General features: G+C 65.4%; 21 protein-coding genes and 1 tRNA gene. 14 read left to right on the top strand and 8 right to left on the bottom strand.

The genetic code is table 11. From position 1 onward, the window contains the following. The first annotated feature begins 3 nt into the window (after positions 1 to 3). Both ON058_RS02130 and ON058_RS02125 read left to right on the top strand, forming a co-directional pair. Positions 4 to 1,122, top strand: a complete 1,119-nt coding sequence (locus ON058_RS02130) for an ABC transporter permease (RefSeq protein WP_274667378.1) — start codon at positions 4 to 6, stop codon at positions 1,120 to 1,122. After that, positions 1,119 to 1,787, top strand: a complete 669-nt coding sequence (locus ON058_RS02125) for an ABC transporter ATP-binding protein (protein WP_274667377.1) — start codon at positions 1,119 to 1,121, stop codon at positions 1,785 to 1,787. Before ON058_RS02130 ends, ON058_RS02125 begins: the two co-directional genes overlap by 4 nt. A gap of 26 nt (positions 1,788 to 1,813) precedes the next feature. On the opposite strand, the gene ON058_RS02120 is transcribed toward ON058_RS02125, so the two are convergent. Further along, the gene (locus ON058_RS02120) at positions 1,814 to 2,479 is read right to left on the bottom strand and encodes a DsbA family protein (protein ID WP_274667376.1); all 666 of its coding nucleotides are present in this window, start codon (positions 2,477 to 2,479) and stop codon (positions 1,814 to 1,816) included. A 66-nt stretch (positions 2,480 to 2,545) separates the two neighbouring features. Continuing rightward, positions 2,546 to 4,537 (bottom strand): GMC oxidoreductase, encoded by a 1,992-nt coding sequence (locus ON058_RS02115; RefSeq protein ID WP_274667375.1) that lies wholly within the window; start codon positions 4,535 to 4,537, stop codon positions 2,546 to 2,548. 315 nt (positions 4,538 to 4,852) lie between these two features. Here ON058_RS02115 and ON058_RS02110 point away from each other — a divergent pair, with 315 nt between their 5' ends. The 6 genes from ON058_RS02110 (at position 4,853) to ON058_RS02085 (ending at position 8,898) form a co-directional block, all read left to right on the top strand. Beyond that, positions 4,853 to 5,302: a hypothetical protein gene (locus tag ON058_RS02110; protein WP_274667374.1), complete on the top strand. Its 450-nt coding sequence runs from the start codon at positions 4,853 to 4,855 to the stop codon at positions 5,300 to 5,302. After that, a complete protein-coding gene (locus tag ON058_RS02105; RefSeq protein ID WP_274667373.1) occupies positions 5,299 to 5,811 on the top strand; it encodes a hypothetical protein in 513 nt (170 codons plus the stop codon). Before ON058_RS02110 ends, ON058_RS02105 begins: the two co-directional genes overlap by 4 nt. Then, positions 5,811 to 6,038: a helix-turn-helix transcriptional regulator gene (locus tag ON058_RS02100; protein WP_274667372.1), complete on the top strand. Its 228-nt coding sequence runs from the start codon at positions 5,811 to 5,813 to the stop codon at positions 6,036 to 6,038. Before ON058_RS02105 ends, ON058_RS02100 begins: the two co-directional genes overlap by 1 nt. A 111-nt stretch (positions 6,039 to 6,149) precedes the next feature. After that, complete coding sequence (locus ON058_RS02095; RefSeq protein WP_274667371.1) at positions 6,150 to 6,899, top strand: DUF4386 domain-containing protein; 750 nt, start codon at positions 6,150 to 6,152, stop codon at positions 6,897 to 6,899. Next, a complete protein-coding gene (locus ON058_RS02090; protein WP_274667370.1) occupies positions 6,896 to 7,915 on the top strand; it encodes an NAD(P)-dependent alcohol dehydrogenase in 1,020 nt (339 codons plus the stop codon). Before ON058_RS02095 ends, ON058_RS02090 begins: the two co-directional genes overlap by 4 nt. Further along, positions 7,912 to 8,898 carry an NAD(P)-dependent alcohol dehydrogenase gene (locus ON058_RS02085; RefSeq protein ID WP_274667369.1) on the top strand — a complete coding sequence of 329 codons (987 nt, stop codon included), beginning with the start codon at positions 7,912 to 7,914 and terminating at the stop codon, positions 8,896 to 8,898. The genes ON058_RS02090 and ON058_RS02085 overlap by 4 nt, the downstream gene beginning before the upstream one ends. A 10-nt stretch (positions 8,899 to 8,908) precedes the next feature. Here the strand turns inward: ON058_RS02085 and ON058_RS02080 are convergent, their stop codons facing one another. Continuing rightward, positions 8,909 to 9,220 (bottom strand): DUF4333 domain-containing protein, encoded by a 312-nt coding sequence (locus ON058_RS02080; RefSeq protein ID WP_274667368.1) that lies wholly within the window; start codon positions 9,218 to 9,220, stop codon positions 8,909 to 8,911. 107 nt (positions 9,221 to 9,327) lie between these two features. Continuing rightward, positions 9,328 to 10,155 (bottom strand): hypothetical protein, encoded by an 828-nt coding sequence (locus ON058_RS02075; protein WP_274667367.1) that lies wholly within the window; start codon positions 10,153 to 10,155, stop codon positions 9,328 to 9,330. Between the two features lie 94 nt (positions 10,156 to 10,249). Between ON058_RS02075 and ON058_RS02070 the strand changes: the two genes are divergently transcribed. Then, entirely contained in the window at positions 10,250 to 11,578 is a 1,329-nt protein-coding gene (locus ON058_RS02070; protein WP_274667366.1) for an MFS transporter, read from the top strand. Between the two features lie 85 nt (positions 11,579 to 11,663). Here the strand turns inward: ON058_RS02070 and ON058_RS02065 are convergent, their stop codons facing one another. Next, complete coding sequence (locus ON058_RS02065; protein WP_274667365.1) at positions 11,664 to 11,915, bottom strand: DUF6458 family protein; 252 nt, start codon at positions 11,913 to 11,915, stop codon at positions 11,664 to 11,666. A gap of 168 nt (positions 11,916 to 12,083) precedes the next feature. On the opposite strand from ON058_RS02065, the gene ON058_RS02060 reads away from it, so the two are divergent. The 4 genes from ON058_RS02060 (at position 12,084) to ON058_RS02045 (ending at position 15,526) form a co-directional block, all read left to right on the top strand. Continuing rightward, positions 12,084 to 12,644 (top strand): hypothetical protein, encoded by a 561-nt coding sequence (locus ON058_RS02060; protein ID WP_274667364.1) that lies wholly within the window; start codon positions 12,084 to 12,086, stop codon positions 12,642 to 12,644. Between the two features lie 132 nt (positions 12,645 to 12,776). Then, positions 12,777 to 13,688, top strand: a complete 912-nt coding sequence (locus ON058_RS02055; protein WP_274667363.1) for an aldose 1-epimerase — start codon at positions 12,777 to 12,779, stop codon at positions 13,686 to 13,688. 57 nt (positions 13,689 to 13,745) lie between these two features. Beyond that, positions 13,746 to 13,819: transfer RNA gene (locus ON058_RS02050), tRNA-Gly, on the top strand. Between the two features lie 336 nt (positions 13,820 to 14,155). After that, the gene (locus ON058_RS02045) at positions 14,156 to 15,526 is read left to right on the top strand and encodes a UTP--glucose-1-phosphate uridylyltransferase (protein WP_274667362.1); all 1,371 of its coding nucleotides are present in this window, start codon (positions 14,156 to 14,158) and stop codon (positions 15,524 to 15,526) included. A gap of 17 nt (positions 15,527 to 15,543) precedes the next feature. Here ON058_RS02045 and ON058_RS02040 read toward each other — a convergent pair whose 3' ends face one another. Both ON058_RS02040 and ON058_RS02035 read right to left on the bottom strand, forming a co-directional pair. Further along, positions 15,544 to 15,921: a DoxX family protein gene (locus ON058_RS02040; RefSeq protein ID WP_274667361.1), complete on the bottom strand. Its 378-nt coding sequence runs from the start codon at positions 15,919 to 15,921 to the stop codon at positions 15,544 to 15,546. Then, a complete protein-coding gene (locus tag ON058_RS02035) occupies positions 15,918 to 16,454 on the bottom strand; it encodes a MarR family winged helix-turn-helix transcriptional regulator (protein WP_274667360.1) in 537 nt (178 codons plus the stop codon). Before ON058_RS02035 ends, ON058_RS02040 begins: the two co-directional genes overlap by 4 nt. Before the next feature lie 57 nt (positions 16,455 to 16,511). On the opposite strand from ON058_RS02035, the gene ON058_RS02030 reads away from it, so the two are divergent. Further along, positions 16,512 to 17,396, top strand: coding sequence for an NmrA family NAD(P)-binding protein (locus tag ON058_RS02030; RefSeq protein WP_274667359.1), 885 nt, complete (start codon positions 16,512 to 16,514; stop codon positions 17,394 to 17,396). On the opposite strand, the gene ON058_RS02025 is transcribed toward ON058_RS02030, so the two are convergent. Then, complete coding sequence (locus tag ON058_RS02025) at positions 17,393 to 18,343, bottom strand: DUF4190 domain-containing protein (protein WP_274667358.1); 951 nt, start codon at positions 18,341 to 18,343, stop codon at positions 17,393 to 17,395. The two genes, ON058_RS02030 and ON058_RS02025, sit on opposite strands and share 4 nt — an antisense overlap. Between the last annotated feature and the right edge of the window lie 28 nt (positions 18,344 to 18,371).

The following is an 18,371-nucleotide window of genomic DNA, read 5'->3' as shown; positions in this document are numbered from 1 at the left end:
AATGTGGCCGCATGGCCGATGCCTCAGTTCTGGACCGTTGCCAGCATGGAAGTCACCGAAACTTTGGAGGCATTCATGGCGCTCGCCTGGTCAGAAATCCGCAGGGCACCACTGCGATTTGCGTTGCTCGCAGGGATTGTGGCGCTCGTATCGATGCTGGTGTCGTTCCTCTCGGCGCTGACCGCTGGCCTGGGGGCCGAGTCGGTATCTGCTGTGGCGAACTTGCCTGGGGACCGAGTGGTCCTCAGTGGTCCCGCATCGGTTGAGGTCACCTTCAACGAGTCAGCATTGACCGCTGCCCAGGTCGATACCTGGGCTAATGCTGACGGGGTGACGGACACTGCGGCACTCGATGTGGTGGTTGTACCCGCCTCAGCTGGCGGCACTGCTCAGTCGGTCGCTGTCTTTGCGCTGCCCGCAGGGGTGGGTGCTACTCCCACCGACGGCACAGTGAGCTTGTCCGATGCAGCGATGGAGGACCTGGGCGTGGACCAAGGCGATCGCGTCATGATTGCGGGACACGAGTGGACTGTGGGTGAGCCTGCGGGTCACGCATCCCATGGCCATATGCCTGTGGTGTTCGTTCCACGGGACGCAGCTGCAAGCTCTGGAATGTTGCATGCAGAGCCGTCTGCACTGCTGGTCTGGGGCGCTCCCGAGTGGAACACCATCGGCGATCTCAGTGACACGGCGGCGCTATCGACAGTGGAGTCGATGCTTGCGGTGCCGTCGTTCAAGGGCGAGGTGGGCTCCTTGACACTCATCATTGGCATGTTGGTCGTCATCAGCGCAGTGGTCACCGGAGCCTTCTTCATGGTGTGGACCACGCAGCGAACTCCCGCACTCACTATTTTGCGGGCCCTGGGTGTCCCGCGGCAGCGGCTCAAGCGAGATGCCATGAGCCAGGCGGCCATCGTTGTCACCATCGGCACTGTGGGTGGAGTTGCGCTGGCAGTGGGTGGGATTGCGCTGGCTGGCGCCGCCCTTCCGGTGGTGGTCTCCCCGTGGACCATCGCCCTGCCTGCCGTCATTGTCGCGCTACTCGCCCTTGCCGGATCGGCACTTGCCACCCGCTCTGTCACCAGGGTCAACCCGCTGAACGCACTTGGAGCTTTGTCATGATCACACTGACCGACGTCACCCTGACGTATCCCGACGGCACCTCGCAGGTCACCGCACTGGACCGTGTGTCCTTTACCGCGGAGCCGGGGCAGGTCACGGTAGTGACAGGGGCATCGGGCTCCGGAAAATCCAGCCTGCTATCTGTTGCTGCTGGGCTGACGCAGCCGGACTCTGGAACGGTGCGCATCGGCTCTGATGATCTGGCAGCCCTCCCTCACGATGAGGTGGACAGGATTCGCCGTACCCAGGTGGGAATCATGTTTCAGCAGCCCCAACTCATCCCCACTCTCACCGTCGTGGAACAGGTACGCATTGTGTCCCGGATGAGCGGTGGCCCGGTGGTTCCCGTGGCCTATGCCATGGAACTCCTGGACGCAGTGGGTGTCGCGGCCTTGGCGCATCGGCTTCCTCAGGCGCTATCTGGGGGCCAACGTCAACGTGTCAGTCTTGCTCGCGCTCTTGCGGCAGCGCCGCAGGTGCTCCTGGTGGATGAACCCACCAGTGCTCTCGATATGCAACGTGGGGATGCGGTGATCGATGTGATTGCCCAGCAAACAGCGGACCGCTCATGCGCCACCGTGTTGGTGACGCATGAGCAGCGCCATGTGGAACGGTTCTCCCGGGTTGTGACAATGATCGACGGCCAGGCGCATCACGCGCACTGAACACCGCCGAGTATCTACGGCCAGGGCTAGTGGGCTTCACGCACGCGCGCAATGACCTCCGCATACTGATCCGTCTCCACCATGCCGGGGATGCCAAAGCGCTCTCCCACCACAGTGAACGGCACCCCTGTGGCACCCATTTGCGAGGCCTGCTGGTGTTCCGCCCGCACCAACTGGGCAAGGTCGTCGTTGTCGATCGCCGCGCGAGCCAGGTCCACGTCCAAGCCCACCTTCACGGCGGTGTCAACGAGCGCATCGGCGTCAGTGATGTCGAGCGTGCCACCAAAGTGGCCGCGCTGGATCGCTTCACGCACGTCCAGCGCTAGCGCCGGCCCGCCCTCACCGAGCGCGGCCAACACCAGCCGGTGCGAGTTCATCGTGTCACCCACCACACGGTCGTTCGTGAACGGCAGACCTTCAGCCCGCGCCAAGTCCACGATGCGCTGCTGAGATTCCCGCACCTGCTCCTCCGTGGAACCAAACTTGCGTGCCAGGTAGCTCATGACGGACTCGCGTTCGCCACCGTCCGGGTTGAGTTGGAAGGCTCGGGGGTGAATCACCACGGCAGGATCAGCTGCCTTGCGAAGGCGTGCTTCCCCGATGTAGCAAAACGGGCACACGATGTCCGCCCACACGTCAACGGTCACGGGAGCGGGTGCGGTGGTCTGGGCGGGGAGGCTCTCTGAAGTCACGCCCCACGCAACACAGTGGAGACGTCAACCATTCCTGATCTGTTCAGGCGTGGCGAATGTCACCCGTCAAAAGATGCTGGAGTCGAACCCATCTTCATCCTTGGACGCACCCACCATGTCCGCCATCACTCGGTATGCGTTCGCGACCGTCGTCAACACCGGCGTTGCACCACCATTAGACACGTGAGTGGCAGCGTCCACCACGCGCACATTGGCGTGCCCCCACAACCGGCCCCACGGGTCCACCACTGATGAACCCTCATCCGTTCCCATACGTGCAGTGCCCGCCTGGAACCGGCTCACCACCGGACCGCCCGCACCACTGCGCGGATCAATGCGCACCACCTGAGACGCGCCCGCCTCATGCAGCCATCGCGCCGCCTTGCCCGAGAGGAAGTTACGAGTCTTCACATCTTCCGCATGCAGATCGCCATGCAACCGCGGAATGGGAATCCCCCACTCGTCCTTCACCCGAATGTCCAAAGTGACCCTGGCATCGGCCATAGGAACTTCATGAGCGGTAGCCATGATGCGCTGCAGACGCGGCAGAAGCCGAGCAAAACGTGGCATCAGATCGGGCCCAGCGAACGGCAGCAGTCCCGCACCCTGGAGTTGACGCAACGCCGACGCTGGCGTGGGGACATAGTCGTTGGTGAGGATTCCGCCACCCGTGAGGCCCGCGTTTCCGTGCCGGAAGTCCGCGGTGGCGATACCCGCGCCCGGTCCCAAGAGGTCCGTGACCGCATCTTCAAAAATCCCGATGGCGCCCACCTGCGCCTGCCCTTGCAGGTAGCGGCCCACCTGGTCGCGACCATTGCCCAGGCCATGGGGATGTGCCGCAGACCGCGAGGACAACAGCAGCCGCGCACTCTCCACCGCACCAGCCGCAATGACGATCTCGTCGGCATCAATGCGCCGCTCCCACGGCCCCTGATCGTCAACGCCACGGATTAGCGCGCCCGTCACGGTGCCGTCCTTGGTGGTCACCAACTCCACCACCCGCGCACTCAACACAAAACTGGTCCGCCCCGTTCGGGACGCCCTCCACAACGCCGTGTTCTGCGACCCGGCCTTCGCGCCCACCGGGCAGGCGAAACCCAAGCACTGCGAGCATCGGACACACGCTGCGCGGCCTCGATACGGCTCAGAGTTGATCAGCATGGGCGTAGGGAGCGTGCGCCAGCCCAGCTTCTCCGCCCCCGCCAGGAGGGCCGATGCCGGCTTGGTTCGCGGCAAAGGCGGCAGCGGGAACGGCACGGACCGGTGGCCTTCAGTTCCGGGCGGGCCGGGGGCACCGCTCACTCCCCACTCGAACTCCGCGAGCGCGTAGTAAGGCTCCATCTCGTCGTAACTGACGGGCCAGTCCGCGAGGCCCGAGTCCGCCACCTCGCCGTACGTGCTGGCCATCGCGAAGTCTTGCGGGGCAAAACGCCACGCCTGGGCCCCGTAGACGCGGGTTCCACCTCCCAGGCCAAAGGCGCTCGCTCCCCACCGGGGATCGCTGGGGCCTACGAGGTCAGGGTCAGGGGTGCCCACGCGGCTGTGTGCGGTGGGTGAGCGCAGGTGATCGCGGGCGAGTTCGCCTGTGGGTGGGGCGCCTCCGCGTTCCACGACCAGGACGGTGCGGCCTGCTTCGGACAGCTCTTGGGCGGCAACACCGCCGCCTGCGCCGGAGCCGATCACGATCGCGTCGTACCGTCCCAGGAGCCCGCGGCGGTCCACGACTGCGGCCACGACCTCATCGGGGATATCGGTGCCTTCGGGCATGTGCTCCACGGACGGGGTCCAGCCCAGGGCACGCCACGAACTCTTGTGGGTGACGGCTACTTGGCCCACGAGTCCAGCGAACCAGCGCACGTCGCGGTCGTCGGCGTGGTGCACCAGGTCGTGGGGTGCCATGCGGTTCGCGAGCGCGGCCAGGCGTTCTTCCCATTGGGGGTGATCGTGTTCGAGCACCATACGTAGACGGCGCACGACGTCGTCGTTCTCTGACGACGGCCATGCACCGGCTGGCATCACCGCCCCCGCCCACGTTGCGAGGTTGACCTCCCCTGTCATACGACCCAGCCTAGAGCGCTCAGGTATCCCCCCTGTTACGCGCATCGGTTCATGACCGGCCTGGACCCCCGCTCCCCCCTGGGCCCGGCGGCCCTTCTTCCCCGTCCGGCGGCCCTTCTTCCCCGCCAAATGGCTCCATTTGGTTGTTTTGGCGCTCTAAAACAGGAAGATGGCTCCATTTGACGGGGAGGGGCGGGAGGAGCGGGCGGGAGGACACGAGGAGAGATGTAAAGAACTCTTGACACGGAGTCAAACAGGGCTTACCTTCGTGATGTCAAAGAAGTTTGACATCAGACTCGTCACAGGAGAACCGCCATGGCGAAAGACGCCACCTACGAGGCCAGCTACGAGGAACGCCACACTGCAGCCGCACTCGCACTCGGCCTGGCCGCAATGACCGCCTACCTGGTCGTCGTGACCGTGCGTGCCCTCACCGACGACGCCCCCCTCGCGGAGGTCGCGTGGCAGGGTCCGCTGCTCCTCTGCATCGGCGCTGGCGGTTTCCTCTACACCGTGACCTTCATCGCGCTGCGTGTGCGCAGCCGCGGCCACACCGTCACCGACGAACGCGACGACCGCATCCGTGCCGCAGGTGAACAGGCGAACTCCTCAATCGTGGGCCTCGCCGTCCTGGCCACATTGGTCATGCTGGCGCTCGATGTGCCAGTGTTCTGGGTTGCAAATGTTCTGCTCCTCACCACCTGGCTGGGCACACTCGCCCAAGCAGGCGTGGTGATGAGCGGCTACCGAAAGGGACTGGCATGAACGCCCCCACACACGGTCACGGTGACTTCACCGGACCCGCAGACGACGAGAAGCTCACCATGACCATGGAAGAGCGCGGCGTGTGGGTGTTCTTGGTGTGCAACATTGCCGCAGCGACGACCTATGCCGCCGTGGTGGTTCCCCGCGCATTCGAAGGACCCATCGAGGAAGTGTCCTGGGTAGTGCCGATGCTGTGGGCCATTGGCGCGCAGATCGTGGGCACCATTGTGGGTTCGATTGTCGCGGCGATCGGTTCTGCGGTGGGGCTTGCGGCACGTGGCCGAGACCCCCAGGTGGAGATGGGTTCGGATGAGCGCGACAAGGAGATTGAACGCTACGGCTCCCGCAAGAGCCAGGGCATCTTGGGTGTCGGCACGGCGGTCGCATTGGCCTTGGCCATGCTCGATGCGGACGCGTTCTGGATTGGGAACGCCATTTTCGCCTTCGGTGTGGTCAGTGGCGTTGTTGAGGCCGTGGTGAAGATTCGCGCCTACCGCCGGGGGTTCTGATGGGCAAGTCAACCCTGGTCACGAACTCCATTCGTCAACTGCGTTTTGCGCGTGACGAGATGACTCAGGCCGAGCTGGCACGCCGTGTGGGCGTGACCCGGCAGACGGTCATTGCCATCGAGCAAGGCAAGTATTCGCCTTCGCTGGAGATGGCGTTCCAGATCGCGCGTGCGCTTGGCGTCTCGCTCGATGACGTTTTCCACTATCCCGAGGAAGCACAGGTCTAGGCCGACTCCTCTCCCTGCAATCACGCTCACCGCAGGTGGGCTCTACTCAGTGCACCCAAAAACAGTGCACCCAAAAACGGGTGCTGCCGTACCAACATTCAAGGAGACATCATGACAACCAACGCCACCACAAGCAGGGCACATGCCGCGGACACTCGCCCGCCCACGGATACGGTGCGGGCGGGCCGATGGACGGGCCTGGCCTATCTGTCGCTGGCCGTGACCGGGATGCTGGGTTTCCTGGTGCTGCGGCCGCAGATCTTTACCGACGATGCCGCTGAGACGCTGGCGAACTTGAGTGAACGTCCGGAGTTGGCGTCGACCGTGGTGCTGCTGGAAATGGGCGTGGTGCTGTCGCAGGCGTTGGTGGCGATTGGCTTCTACCGCCTGTTGCGGGAGGTCCGTCCGGTGGCGGCGTTTGCGGTGGCGACGTTCGGGTTGATGAATGCGGCGGCGATCATGGCGTCGGGGGCGTTCATGGGGGCGGCCGCGGCGGTGGGTCAGGATCCGTCGATCGTGGCGGGGGCCGATGCTGCGGGTGTGGTGGGCACGCTCACTCAGCTCAGCGAGGCGTCGTGGGGCATGGGGAACTTGTTCTTTGGGTTGTGGCTGATCCCGATGGGGTGGGCGGCGATCACGACGGCGCGCTTCCCGGTGGTGATGGGCTGGATTTTGGTCGTGGGTGGCGTGGGCTACGTGGTGTCTGGCCTGTTGGCCTGGGGTGTGGCTGCGGCACCGTCGTGGTTGGCCGAGGCGGCTGCGATGCCTGCGACCGTGGGCGAGTTGTGGATGATCGGCTATCTGCTGACAGTGGGCATCCGTGGACGTAGCGTGGAGGTTGCAGTCAGGAGCGCACAATGACCACCATCCCTGCAGAGATGACAGCGGCGGTGCAGCACCGTTACGGCACCGCGGATGAGATCCGGGTGACGCAGTGTCCCGTTCCGGTGCCGGGCGCGCATGAGGTGCTGATGCGCGTGGATGCGGCAGCGTTGAACCCTGCTGACATCTTCATGATGACGGGCTCACCGGCAATGTTGCGCCTGATGGGAGGCCTGTTCCGGCCACGCCAGCCGGTGCGCGGGACCGATGCTGCGGGCACCGTGGTCGCGGTGGGCGGCAAGGTGACGCGGTGGCAGGTGGGCGACCGGGTCTTTGGTGAGACTCGCGGGTCGTTGGCTGAGTTCACTGTGGCGAAGGAGGACCGGATTGCGGCGCTTCCCGCGGGTGTGGAGGCCCGGGCTGGCGCAGCATCGGTCATGGCTGCACTTGCTGCACTACACGGGCTGCGTCACGCCGGGCTGGACCCCTACCCGCAGGGGCGTCACGACCCCGCTGCCCTGGCCGGGAAGCGTGTCCTTGTCATTGGGGCTGGCGGTGGCATCGGCTCGTTTGTGGTGCAGATGGCAGCACACGCGGGTGCGACGGTGACGGGAGTGGCGTCTGGAGGTGCGGCCGATGCTGTACGCGCCTTGGGTGCTGACCGCACGGTCGACTATGCCCAGGAGGATGTGCTGGAGCTCGAACCGGGCTTCGACCTGATCTTCGACAATGTGGGCGCCAATCGCATGGCGGACCTTGTGACGCTGGTGGCGCCCGGAGGCATGCTGTTGCCGAATGCCGGCACGGACGGAGCTGACGGCGGAGGCCTGATGCGGGTGGCGAAGGCCACGTGGCATGGGCAGGTGCGGCGCCGTCCCATCAGCAGTTTCTACTCCGCACCCAAGGCCGCGGATTTGGACCTGTTGGGTGCGCTCCTCGCCGCCGGCGACCTGACCCCACTGATCGGTGCAGTACGGCCCTTGAGTGAAGCATCGGCCGCTGTGCAAAGCGTTGCCGACGGGCACGCACGCGGGAAGGTGGTGGTCCTGCCGTGAAGGCCTGGATTGCGGACCAGTATGGCCCGCCGGACGCGCTGAGATGGGGTGACGCCCCAGTGCCGGAGCCAGGTCCCGACGAGGTTCGTGTCTGGGTTCAAGCAGTCAGCATCAACCCGTATGACTGGCACATCTACCGGGCCGACCCGTGGATTGTGCGACCGTCGTTCGGGTGGCGCTCCCCTGGCGGCCTGGTCGTGGGCGCGGACGTCACCGGCGTGGTGAACGCGGTGGGCGCGAACGTGTCCGGCGTGTCCGTGGGCGACCGGATCGCGGGCATGGTGCGTGCGGGCGCGTTAGCGGAGCAGGCCGTGGTGAGGGCCGATGCTGCGGCTCAGGTCCCGGTATCCCTCACGGCCGCGCAGGCGGCAGCGTTGCCCATGACGTCCCTAACCGCGTTGCACGGCCTTGAGGGCGCACGGCTCCAGGAGGGCGCATCGGTCCTGGTGATCGGCGCGTCCGGAGGCGTAGGCCACATGGCGGTGCAGATAGCCCGGGCCTTGGGTGCGGCACGCGTGGTGGCCGTGGCGTCGGGTGCGCGTCAGCCGATGCTTGAAGGGCTGGGCGCCGACCGTGTGATCGACTATCGCACGGCATCGGTCCGGGATTGTGGCGAGAAGTTCGACGTGATTTACGACACGGTGGCGACGGAGTCTTTGCTGCGGTTGCGTCACCTGCTGAACGACGATGGCGTGTACGCGCCGGCCGGGGCTGTGGGCGGCGGGAAACTGCTGGGTCCGGCGTGGGCGATGGCTCGCACTCAGCTGCAAAAGCCACTCGCACACGTCCGAACCGCCCCCGTGTCCGCTCGGCTGCGCGGTTGTGGTCCGGACCTGGCGCGGGTGATGGCGTGGACCGAGGACGGCACGTTGACCCCAGTCATTGAACGGGTGTATCCGTGGGGCGATGCTCGGGAAGCGTTCACTCGCCTCGAAGAAGGTCACGTGGGCGGAAAGCTAGTGTTGAGCGTCTCACCCACGTGACCGGCGCCATCTAGTTGGGCTCTTCGGCAACCTGGTAGTCGAGCGAGAACTCCGTACCGTCGACCTCGGTGAACACGACGTCGACATCGAACTCAGTCGGGTCATCCTCCGTGCTCAACAGGCACGTCACCTGCTCGTCAACGACGAGATCGATGTTGTCATCACCGCAATCGATCACTGGGCGGATGCCGAACTGCGCCTCGAGACTGTCCTCGACGGTCGTCTCGACGTCCTCCGGGGCGACGGTAACGTTCGCGCTGCAGCCCGCGAGCCCCACGGCGAGCGCCGCGCACGCTACGAGCGATGTCCGTACAGAAGTCATGATTGGTCCCCCTCTATCGATGATGGCGTTTCCTGTGCCGCGGGCCCCCGGGCCTTGGCCCCCACAACATACCCCCACGGCTGCCAAGGATCGCGCACGGTCTATCGTCAGAACTCCCAGGCACGAGCAAACGTGGTGTCTCGCTTAGGTCGCCAACCGTAGGCACGCAAGATCGTGAACACCGGGACTTTCGCATCGGCCGGAGTCAACGCAATCCTTCCGTGCATGCCACGTCCCTCAGGTGACGTCACCTGACCGGCAGCCCACACCTGCGTAACGTGACCGGCGCCCATGGTCTTGCCGCGACTCCACGACTTCACTCCACTGAGCGTGCCACGCGCCAGGTCTCCGACGATCTGGGACGATGCCTGATACTCCGTGAAGGTGTATGTGCCGCGGTCGACATTCAACGTGACCACCATGCGCCACCGCCGCACCGCACGGCCTCGCTGCATGAATGTCCGCCACCGCAGCTCCTCGGACAACCACTGCGCCGTTATTCTCACAGCCCGACCAGACCTCTCCGCGTAGACCACGTACGGCACGTCGTTTTCGCTTAACGACTCCAGGTGCTCGACGAGGTCGTCCACCGGTGCGGCCACGTCCCACAGCGGCAGGTCGCCCGTTACCGAGCGCAGCCCCGGCAGCTCCCGTGCCTGTTGCACCGCGAGGAGGTCCCTCACCGCACCTCGCATGACCCACCACGCCCCCAGAGGGCACGCGATGGACAACACGCCCGTGACGATCGCCAGCCACACGGGCCAGTGGTCATCGATGGGGAAGAAGTAAAAGATCGCCGTGAAGAACGCGCCGATCCACCCACCAATCGCAAAGATGAACAGCGCCAACGCACCGTGGACGCGATAGCGCGCGTTCGTCGCGCGGCGGTTCAACTCTTCCTCGTCCGCCGTCGCACCAGTCGTGGGGTCAGTCATGACGCCAGAGGCTAGCAAGCATCGGCCCTGCGCCTCGTCAGGAAATTTCGACGTAAGTTAGTGGCATGCCCTCTTCGTCCTGCTTTGGCCTGCCATGAGCCGGACCTTCGCGTCGCTCGGATACTTCAACTACAGGCTCTGGTTCGCTGGCGCACTGGTGTCCAACGTGGGCACCTGGATGCAGCGGGTGGCCCAAGACTGGCTGGTACTGACCCACCTGACAGATGACTCAGGGATCGCGGTCGGCATCACGACGGCGCTGCAGTTCCTGCCGTTCCTGCTCCTGGGGCCGTGGGCGGGCCTGCTGGCGGACCGCGTGGATCAACGCAAACTCCTCATCACCACCCAGGTCATCGCAGCCGGGCTGGGCCTAAGCCTGGGAGCCCTGGTGCTGACCGGCAATGCGGAACTGTGGCACGTATACGGGTTCGCTTTCGCGTTGGGACTCGTGGGTGCGGTCGACACCCCCGCCCGCCAAACCTATGTGGCAGCCCTGGTGCCACCAGACGGACTGGCCAACGCGGTGGGGCTCAACGCGGCGGCCTTCAATGGCGCACGCCTGGTGGGTCCCGCGGTGGCGGGCTTGACGGTGGCGTGGGTCGGCATCGGCTGGGTGTTCATCATCAACGGCTTCACGTTCATTGCGACCGTGGTGGCGCTGCTCGCGATGCGGGTGCGCGAGTTGTGGGTGATGGAGCGGGCGCCACGCCAGCCCGGTCAGGTCATGGAGGGCGTGCGGTACATCAAGCGCAGGCCAGAGCTGATCGTCGTGATGATCGTGGTGTCAGTGGTGGCGGCCTTTGGGTTGAACTTCCAAATGACCAGCGCGCTGATGGCCCGGGTCGCATTCGATAAAGGCCCGGAGGCATACGGCCTGATGGGTTCAGTCGTAGCGATCGGCTCATTGGCGGGAGCGTTGGTTGCGGCACGGCGCACCCATATCCGCTTGCGGCTGCCCCTGGGCGCGGCGTTCCTGTTCGGTGTGTCGAGCGCCGTCATGGCAGCCATGCCCACCTACGAGCTGTACATGGTGGTATCCGTCGCCGTGGGCTTCTCCGCACTGACCATGCTGACCAGTGCGAACGCACTCATTCAAACCACCACCGCCCCTGCCATGCGCGGCCGTGTCATGGCGTTGTACTCCATGGTCCTCATGGGGTCCACCCCCATTGGTTCACCGATTGTGGGCTGGATCGGCGAAGAGGTGGGCCCACGCTGGTCAATCTGGGTGGGCGCGATCGCCGCGATCATCGTGGCTGTCGGCGCAGCCCTGTGGGTAGTGCGGTACTGGAACCTTGAGGTGACCTATCACCGGCATCGGCCCTTGCTGGACGTCACCTACCCTCGCCAGGTGAACACCAGGGACGATGCGCTGCTGAGGCTGCGCGCCCAGCAGGACGAGGACATCTCCAGCCAGCCGTAGCGCGCGGCTACTCCCGCTGAGCGCGCGAAAGGGCCGGAACCCTGGCGAGTTCCGGCCCTTTCGCGCGTGCAGTGTGCGCGGAGCGCTAGCGCGCTGCCGGGGGATTCTGCTGCGAGTCGATGTGCTCGCGCGAGTCCACGTGCTGCTCCTTGACCTCCGTGTGGGTCGTGTTGCGGCGCTGACCGTTGACGACGAGCGAAATGATGATCCCGAGCGCACCCGCGCCCATCAGGATCCAGCCCACCAGGCCCAGATTGATTGCTTCGACTGACTCGTTGAGGGCGAAAGTCAGGATCGCACCGACTGCGATAAGAAAAATGCCGGAACCGATTGCCATTGCTCTTGCTCCTCCCAAAGGGACGGCGCTATCTGGCCACTGGCCGCAACTTCTCAGTCACTGTCTCAGCGGTCGGGGACGTTCCCCTGGATAGCGTCTGCGAGTGGGTTAACACGCTCGTGGCTCTCAGATATTCCCAGGACGCCCCTGCCTCGCTACTGTGACCCTATGAACGCAACGCCGGAGTTCTACACGATCAAGCAGCGTTACACGCTGGGAGTCAACCGCTACGAAATCCGCCGCACTGGCGAGGATTTTGAGGGCGGCGAGCAGATTGCTTTCGCGCAGCAGAAGCGCATGAAGCTCAAGGAAGAGATTGTCTTCTACAAGGACGACACCAAAGCGGAACGGGTGTTCTCCTTCAAGGCACGCAACGTCATGGATGTGAAGTCCGTGGTGGACGTGTTCGACGAGAACCACCAGCCCATCGGCACGTTTTCCAAGGACTTTGCCAAGTCCCTGCTGAACTCCACGTGGTACCTCGAAATCCCAGGACTGCCGCAGCTCACCGCAAACGAAGACTCCACGGGCAAGGCCATTGCGCGGCGCTTCATCAACCTCATTCCGTACAACTTCTCCATCCACGCCCCGGACGGGTCGGATGCCATGACCATCAAGCGCAAGGGTGGCGTGCGGGACTTGTACCGCGTGGCCGTGTACGACACCCGCTATGACGAGCGTGTGGTGTTGTCGCTCATGGTCGCACTGGACTCGCTTCAGGACCGCTAGGCCCTGTCGCCGCTGTCCCCCGCTTCGGAGCCCCGGTTCGCGCGTGCGACCGGGGCTCCCCTATCGCGCCTCTGTGAACGTTAACGACGTGTCAGCCGACTCGAATCGAATCGATACGACACAATGGACACCATGACCTCCACCGTGACTATTGAGAACGACCGCTGGCGCATCGGACTGCTTCCCGGCCTGGGCGGCGCCGTCGCCACCGGAGAGGTCACCATCGGCGGGCAACGGCAGCACCTTCTGCGCCCCACGCCGGCAGACGCGGTGATCCCCAACCGCACGGCGTCCTACCCGCTCGTGCCCTGGTCCAACCGCATTCGCGACGGCCTGCTGCGCTTCAACGGACGCGAGTACCAACTGCGCCGCAACTGGCCCGACGGCACCGCCATCCACGGCGCAGGCTGGGATTACCCCTGGAACGTCACGGCCCACAGCGACTCCGCCGCCACACTCGAGTTCATGTCCCACGACGTCTACGGCGTGAACTGGCCCTGGTCATTCACCGCTGCGTTCACCTACGCGCTCGACGGCGACACCTTCCGCTGGACCTACGCACTCACCAACACCTCCCACGAAACCTTCCCCGCCGGCTTCGGTCACCACCCGTACTTCCTGCGGTCAGTCGCTGGATCAGCCGATGCGCACCTCCAGTTGGACGTGGAACGCGCCTACGACCTGGTGGACTGCATGGCCACAGGCGAAGCAGGCCCCATCCGGGCCGCCGCAGACTTCCGCACCGCACGGGAACTGGGCACCGAGTTTGTCGACGACTGCTTCACCGGGCGCACCGGCGACCACCTCGCCACCGTGGAATGGCCGGGCGCCGTACGCATCGACATCACCGCCGACGCACTCCTTGAACACGCCGTGCTGTACATCCCGCCAGGCCGCGACTTCTTCGCCCTCGAACCCGTCTCCAACGCCAACGACGCCTTCAACCTCGACGAAGACGGCGTGCCCGGCACCGGCCTGTTCCTCCTGCAACCAGGAGAAACCCGCACCGCGTCGTTCGCGATGACGGCCACAGACCTCACGTGAGTGCGCCGTTGCGCAGGGCCGCTAGTATGGGCTGAGCGTCGCTTCCTGAGCGGCCGCGCGGGTGTAGTTCAATGGTAGAACTTCAGCTTCCCAAGCTGATAGCGCGGGTTCGATTCCCGTCACCCGCTCCATTCGGTGAGGCGCGGCACAGCCGCCCCGAGGCCCCCTGAAGCACGCAACACACCAGCATGCGCTCCGGTCTAGCCCCCACGGTTTCCTTCACACAAGGCACCCCCGCCGGCCATCGGTGCCGTGTGCCGTGCCTGACACGTGCCGGGTGCGAGGACCGGCGAGTTACGCATGGCGCGCCGTGCCGCCCGCCGCCAGATGTCAGGGACGGCACGGGCCTCGGTTGCGACTCCAGACCAACTGCATCCTGGCAGTCATCTGGTGTCACTTTTGGGCTAGATGTGGCACCAGATGACTGCCAGCGCGCAGGGCCCGGCATGCACCGTAGGCTGGTCATCATGAGTGCTGAGGGACTACGGCAGGCCCAGAACAAGATGCGCAATGCGGGTGTGAGCCCAGCCGCGATCGACGTGTTCTCCCACTACTACGGCGAGCTTGAGGCGGGCGCGACCGGCCTGATCCCGGAAGAGACCATCACTCCCCTGCTGGACCCCACGCAGCTCGCTGACATCGACATCCCTGACACGGATGCGAATGACGCGCTCGCCGCGACCGCGGTCATCAAACTCAATGGCGGCCTTGGCACGTCCATGGGCATGGACCGGGCCAAGTCGTTGCTGCCGGTGCGGGACGGCCAGTCGTTCCTGGACATCATCGCGGCACAGGTCCAGCGGGCACGCGCCACCACCGGCGCCCCCCTGCCGTTGGTGCTGATGAACTCGTTTCGCACCCGCGACGACTCCCTCGCGGCCCTCAGCGCCCACGACGGCATCGAGGTCGACGGGCTGCCCCTGGACTTCTTGCAAAACAAAGAGCCCAAACTCCGCGTGGATGACCTGACGCCTGTGCAGTGGCCCACGGATCCGGACCTGGAGTGGTGCCCTCCGGGCCACGGCGACATCTACACCGCGCTGCTGGCGTCGGGCGTGCTGGATGCGTTGCTCGAGGCGGGCTTCCGGTATGCGAGTGCGTCGAACTCGGACAACTTGGGCGCCATTCCAGATGCGCGAATCGCCGGGTGGTTTGCGGCCTCTGGTGCGCCATACGCGGCAGAACTATGTACGCGGACGGCCGCGGACCGGAAGGGCGGGCACCTCGCGATCCGCTCTGCGGACAACCAGCTGATTTTGCGCGACACGGCGCAGACGCCGCCTGATCAGATGCACTTCTTCACCGACGAATACCGCCACCCTTACTTCCACACCAACAACTTGTGGTTTGACTTGGCGGCGCTCAAGAAGGCGCTCACGGAGCGTGGTGCCGTCCTGGGCCTGCCCCTCATTCGCAACCGCAAGACTGTGGACCCCACGGATGCATCCTCGCCTGAGGTGTTCCAGATTGAGTCTGCGATGGGTGCCGCGATCGAGGTGTTTGAGGGTGCGACCGCGATTGCGGTGAGCCGCGAACGGTTCTTGCCGGTGAAGACCACGAACGATCTGCTGGTACTTCGCTCGGATGCCTACCGGTTGGATGCGGACGGGGCGCTACGCCTGGACGTGGCGGCGGCCCCGATCGTCGACCTGGACCCTGAGTTCTTCAAGACCATCTCCGACTTTGATGCGCGCTTCCCGCATGGTGCACCGTCGCTACGCAATGCCGCGTCTCTTACGGTGCATGGAGATTGGTCCTTTGGGGCCGATGTTGTGGTCACCGGGGACGTCACACTCACCGGTAGCGGGCATGTGGCCGACGGGACGCACCTGGCCTAGCGGCACACGCCTGCGGTTCACCAACCGAGGAATCGACCCAGCGCCACGAAGAGCGCGATCGCGCCCAGGATGACGTTGACGGGGTAGGCCTGGGTTTCTTTGCGCCGGGCATGGTCGGCGAACGCGAGGACCATGATGACGAGTACGCCCGTGGCGGCGATCGGCGTGAGGATGGATGCGATTCCGGTTGCCCAGGGCAGGATGAGGCCGATCGCGGCCGCGATCTCCACCACGCCGAGCGCTTTGAACAGCCATGTTGGCATGTGTGCGGCAAAGGTGGTCATGGGTGGCCGCGCGTTGGCGTACACCTCGCGGGAGTCTTTGAGTTTGGTGAAGCCGGCGGCGCCGATGGCGAGTGCGAGCAGAATCTGGGCAGTCCATAGGGCGATGCTCATGTGGGGTCTCCGTGAGGCGTGGGTGCGGTGCGGGGTGGGGTGTCGCTGGACGCGTGGTGGGCGAACCTGGTGAGGTCGGTGGCGAACCGCGCGATGTCGTCCGGGGTCCAGTCGTCGAGGATGGCTGCGAGGTGGCCCAGCCGGAACTGGAGTGCTTGGGCGTCGAGTTGGTGGCCTTGCGCGGTGAGGACGATGTGGGTGGCGCGCGCGTCTGTGGGGCTGGGCTGGCGGGTCACCATGCCGGCGTGGGCGGCACGGTCGATCAGCCGGGTCGCGGTTGAGGCCGTGACGGCCATCTGGGCGCCGATGGCAGTGACCGTGGGGGCGGTGTCGTCACTGTTGGCGCGGGATACGGCGTCGACGACGAGGACGGTGGAGAGGTCCACCTGAAGCTCGGCACGCTCGGCGGCGGGTTCGTGGGAGCGTTCGACCGGCTTGGAGAGGAACCGTCGCAGGCGCAGGAGCGCGGTGTCGATCTGGACCAGGGTGTCCTGGGCTTGGTGGGGGTCGGTGGTCCCATTCGGCTGCGTCATATTGTTTGTATCATACAAGTATCCACGTGTTGCCTCACCCCTGTGTCTGGAGACTGCATGACCCCCACCGTCCTGGTGACCGGAGCCACCGGAAACATCGGCCGCGCTGTGACTGAGAACCTGCTCGCCGCAGGAGCGCCAGTCCGCGCCGCATCGCGGGACGGACACGATGTGTCCCGCCTCTGGGGCGACCGCGTCAGCGCCGTGTCGCTCGATTTCACCGACGCCTCCACCTGGCCACAAGCCTTCGCCGGCATCACCACCGTGTTCCTCATGCGCCCACCCCACCTGTCGAACATGAAGCGCGACATGTTCCCCGCACTGGAAGCGGCAAAGGCCGCGGGAGTCACGCACATCGTGTTCCTGTCCCTCCAAGGCGCAGAATCCAACCGCGTAGTCCCGCACGCCAAGGTCGAACAATGGCTGCGAAACTCAGGACTCCACTGGACCTTTGTCCGCCCGTCGTTCTTCATGGAGAACCTCACCACCACCCATGTGAGTGACATCCGGGATCGCGACTGCCTCATCGTCCCTGCCGGTACCGGAGCCACCAGTTTTGTGGCGGCTAGTGACGTTGCCGCCGTCGCATCGGCCGCACTTCTTGACCCGGAGGCGCACGCAGGCAAAGCCTGGACCGCTACCGGCCCTGAAGCGCTGACCTACTCCCAGGTGTGCGCCACCCTGACACGGGTGATGGACCGGCCCATTCACTACACCCGGCCCGGGGTGTTCGCGTACGCCCGCCACGCGCGCCGCACCCTGTCGATGCCGTGGGGCATGGTGCTCGTCACTACCGCGATCTACTCGATCGCCCGCGCGGGGAAAGCCGCGGGGACAACCCAAGACGTCATGACGGTCACGGGTGAGGCGCCCACGGACTTCACCACATGGGCCGGCACACATGCGGACGCATGGAAGCCGGCACACACGCCTCAGGGCTAGCCTGCGCAGGTCCCTTCGACCACGCCCTCAGTGGGGAGATAGCTGTACGCCGGCACGGTGCCGTCGTCGAACGTGAGTTGGAGGCACCAGTCCACGGGTGCGGTTCCGGTGAGGGACATGTCGTGGGAAGTCTCGAGGTGCTGCTCCAACGTGACGTCGCCCACGGTGTACGCATCACCCGTGTCCGCAAGCAGCGGCAACTCGTTGGTGGCGACCACCTGAGTTGCGACCTCCGCACCCACGGCATGGATGTCTTGCTTGGCGTGGATGTCGATCTGCTCGGCCGACGGGCCCTGCAGGTACAGCCACACGCCAATCCCCGTGGCCACCAACCCGATCCATCCGAGCACGGCGCCCGCGAGCGCGAAGGACCCATTGGTGGCGCGGCCCTTCTTGGCGGCGCTGAGACCCAGATGGCCCAGGATGATCGCAATGGGAGACAGTGCCAGGATTCCGGCGACGAACGCGCTCAGGCCCATCCAGTTGGCGGAATCGGGTGCGGGGCCGTCGGCGGGGTCGTTGATGTGCGCGACTCCGGAAGGTTCGGGTCCGTTTTCCACAGCCGCGTCCGGAGCATCGTCGCGTTCGGTGGGGATGACCACGGGCGGCACGGATTCCATGACGGCGGTGGGCTGGGTGCCGTCCACCGGGTCGAGCACCACGGTGTGGGCTTCGGCGCCGGCAGTCTCAGTGCGGACGGCCTGGGGGCTAGCAGCGTCCGCGTCAGCGGACCCGGCTGCCGCGTTGGCTGCGGCGTTGGCCTCGAGCAGTTCGGGGTCGGATTCGGCAGTGCCGGGGGTCAGCATTCCAGGCGCCACGGGCGTGGGTGCGGCATCGAGTCCAAGATCGTCGCGCACTGCGGCTTCGTTGGCTTCGCGCACTTCTCTCCGGGTGGGGAGCGAGGGGTCGCGGTCGGGCGACTGGGCGCTCGGTGGGGTGTCCATCATGATGCTCCTTCAACGCGAACCCTTAACG

Source organism: Demequina sp. B12 (assembly GCF_028823635.1).
Taxonomy (GTDB): domain Bacteria; phylum Actinomycetota; class Actinomycetes; order Actinomycetales; family Demequinaceae; genus Demequina.
The sequence above is the reverse complement of the archived record's forward strand: the minus strand, read 5'-3'. Positions and strand labels throughout refer to the sequence as shown.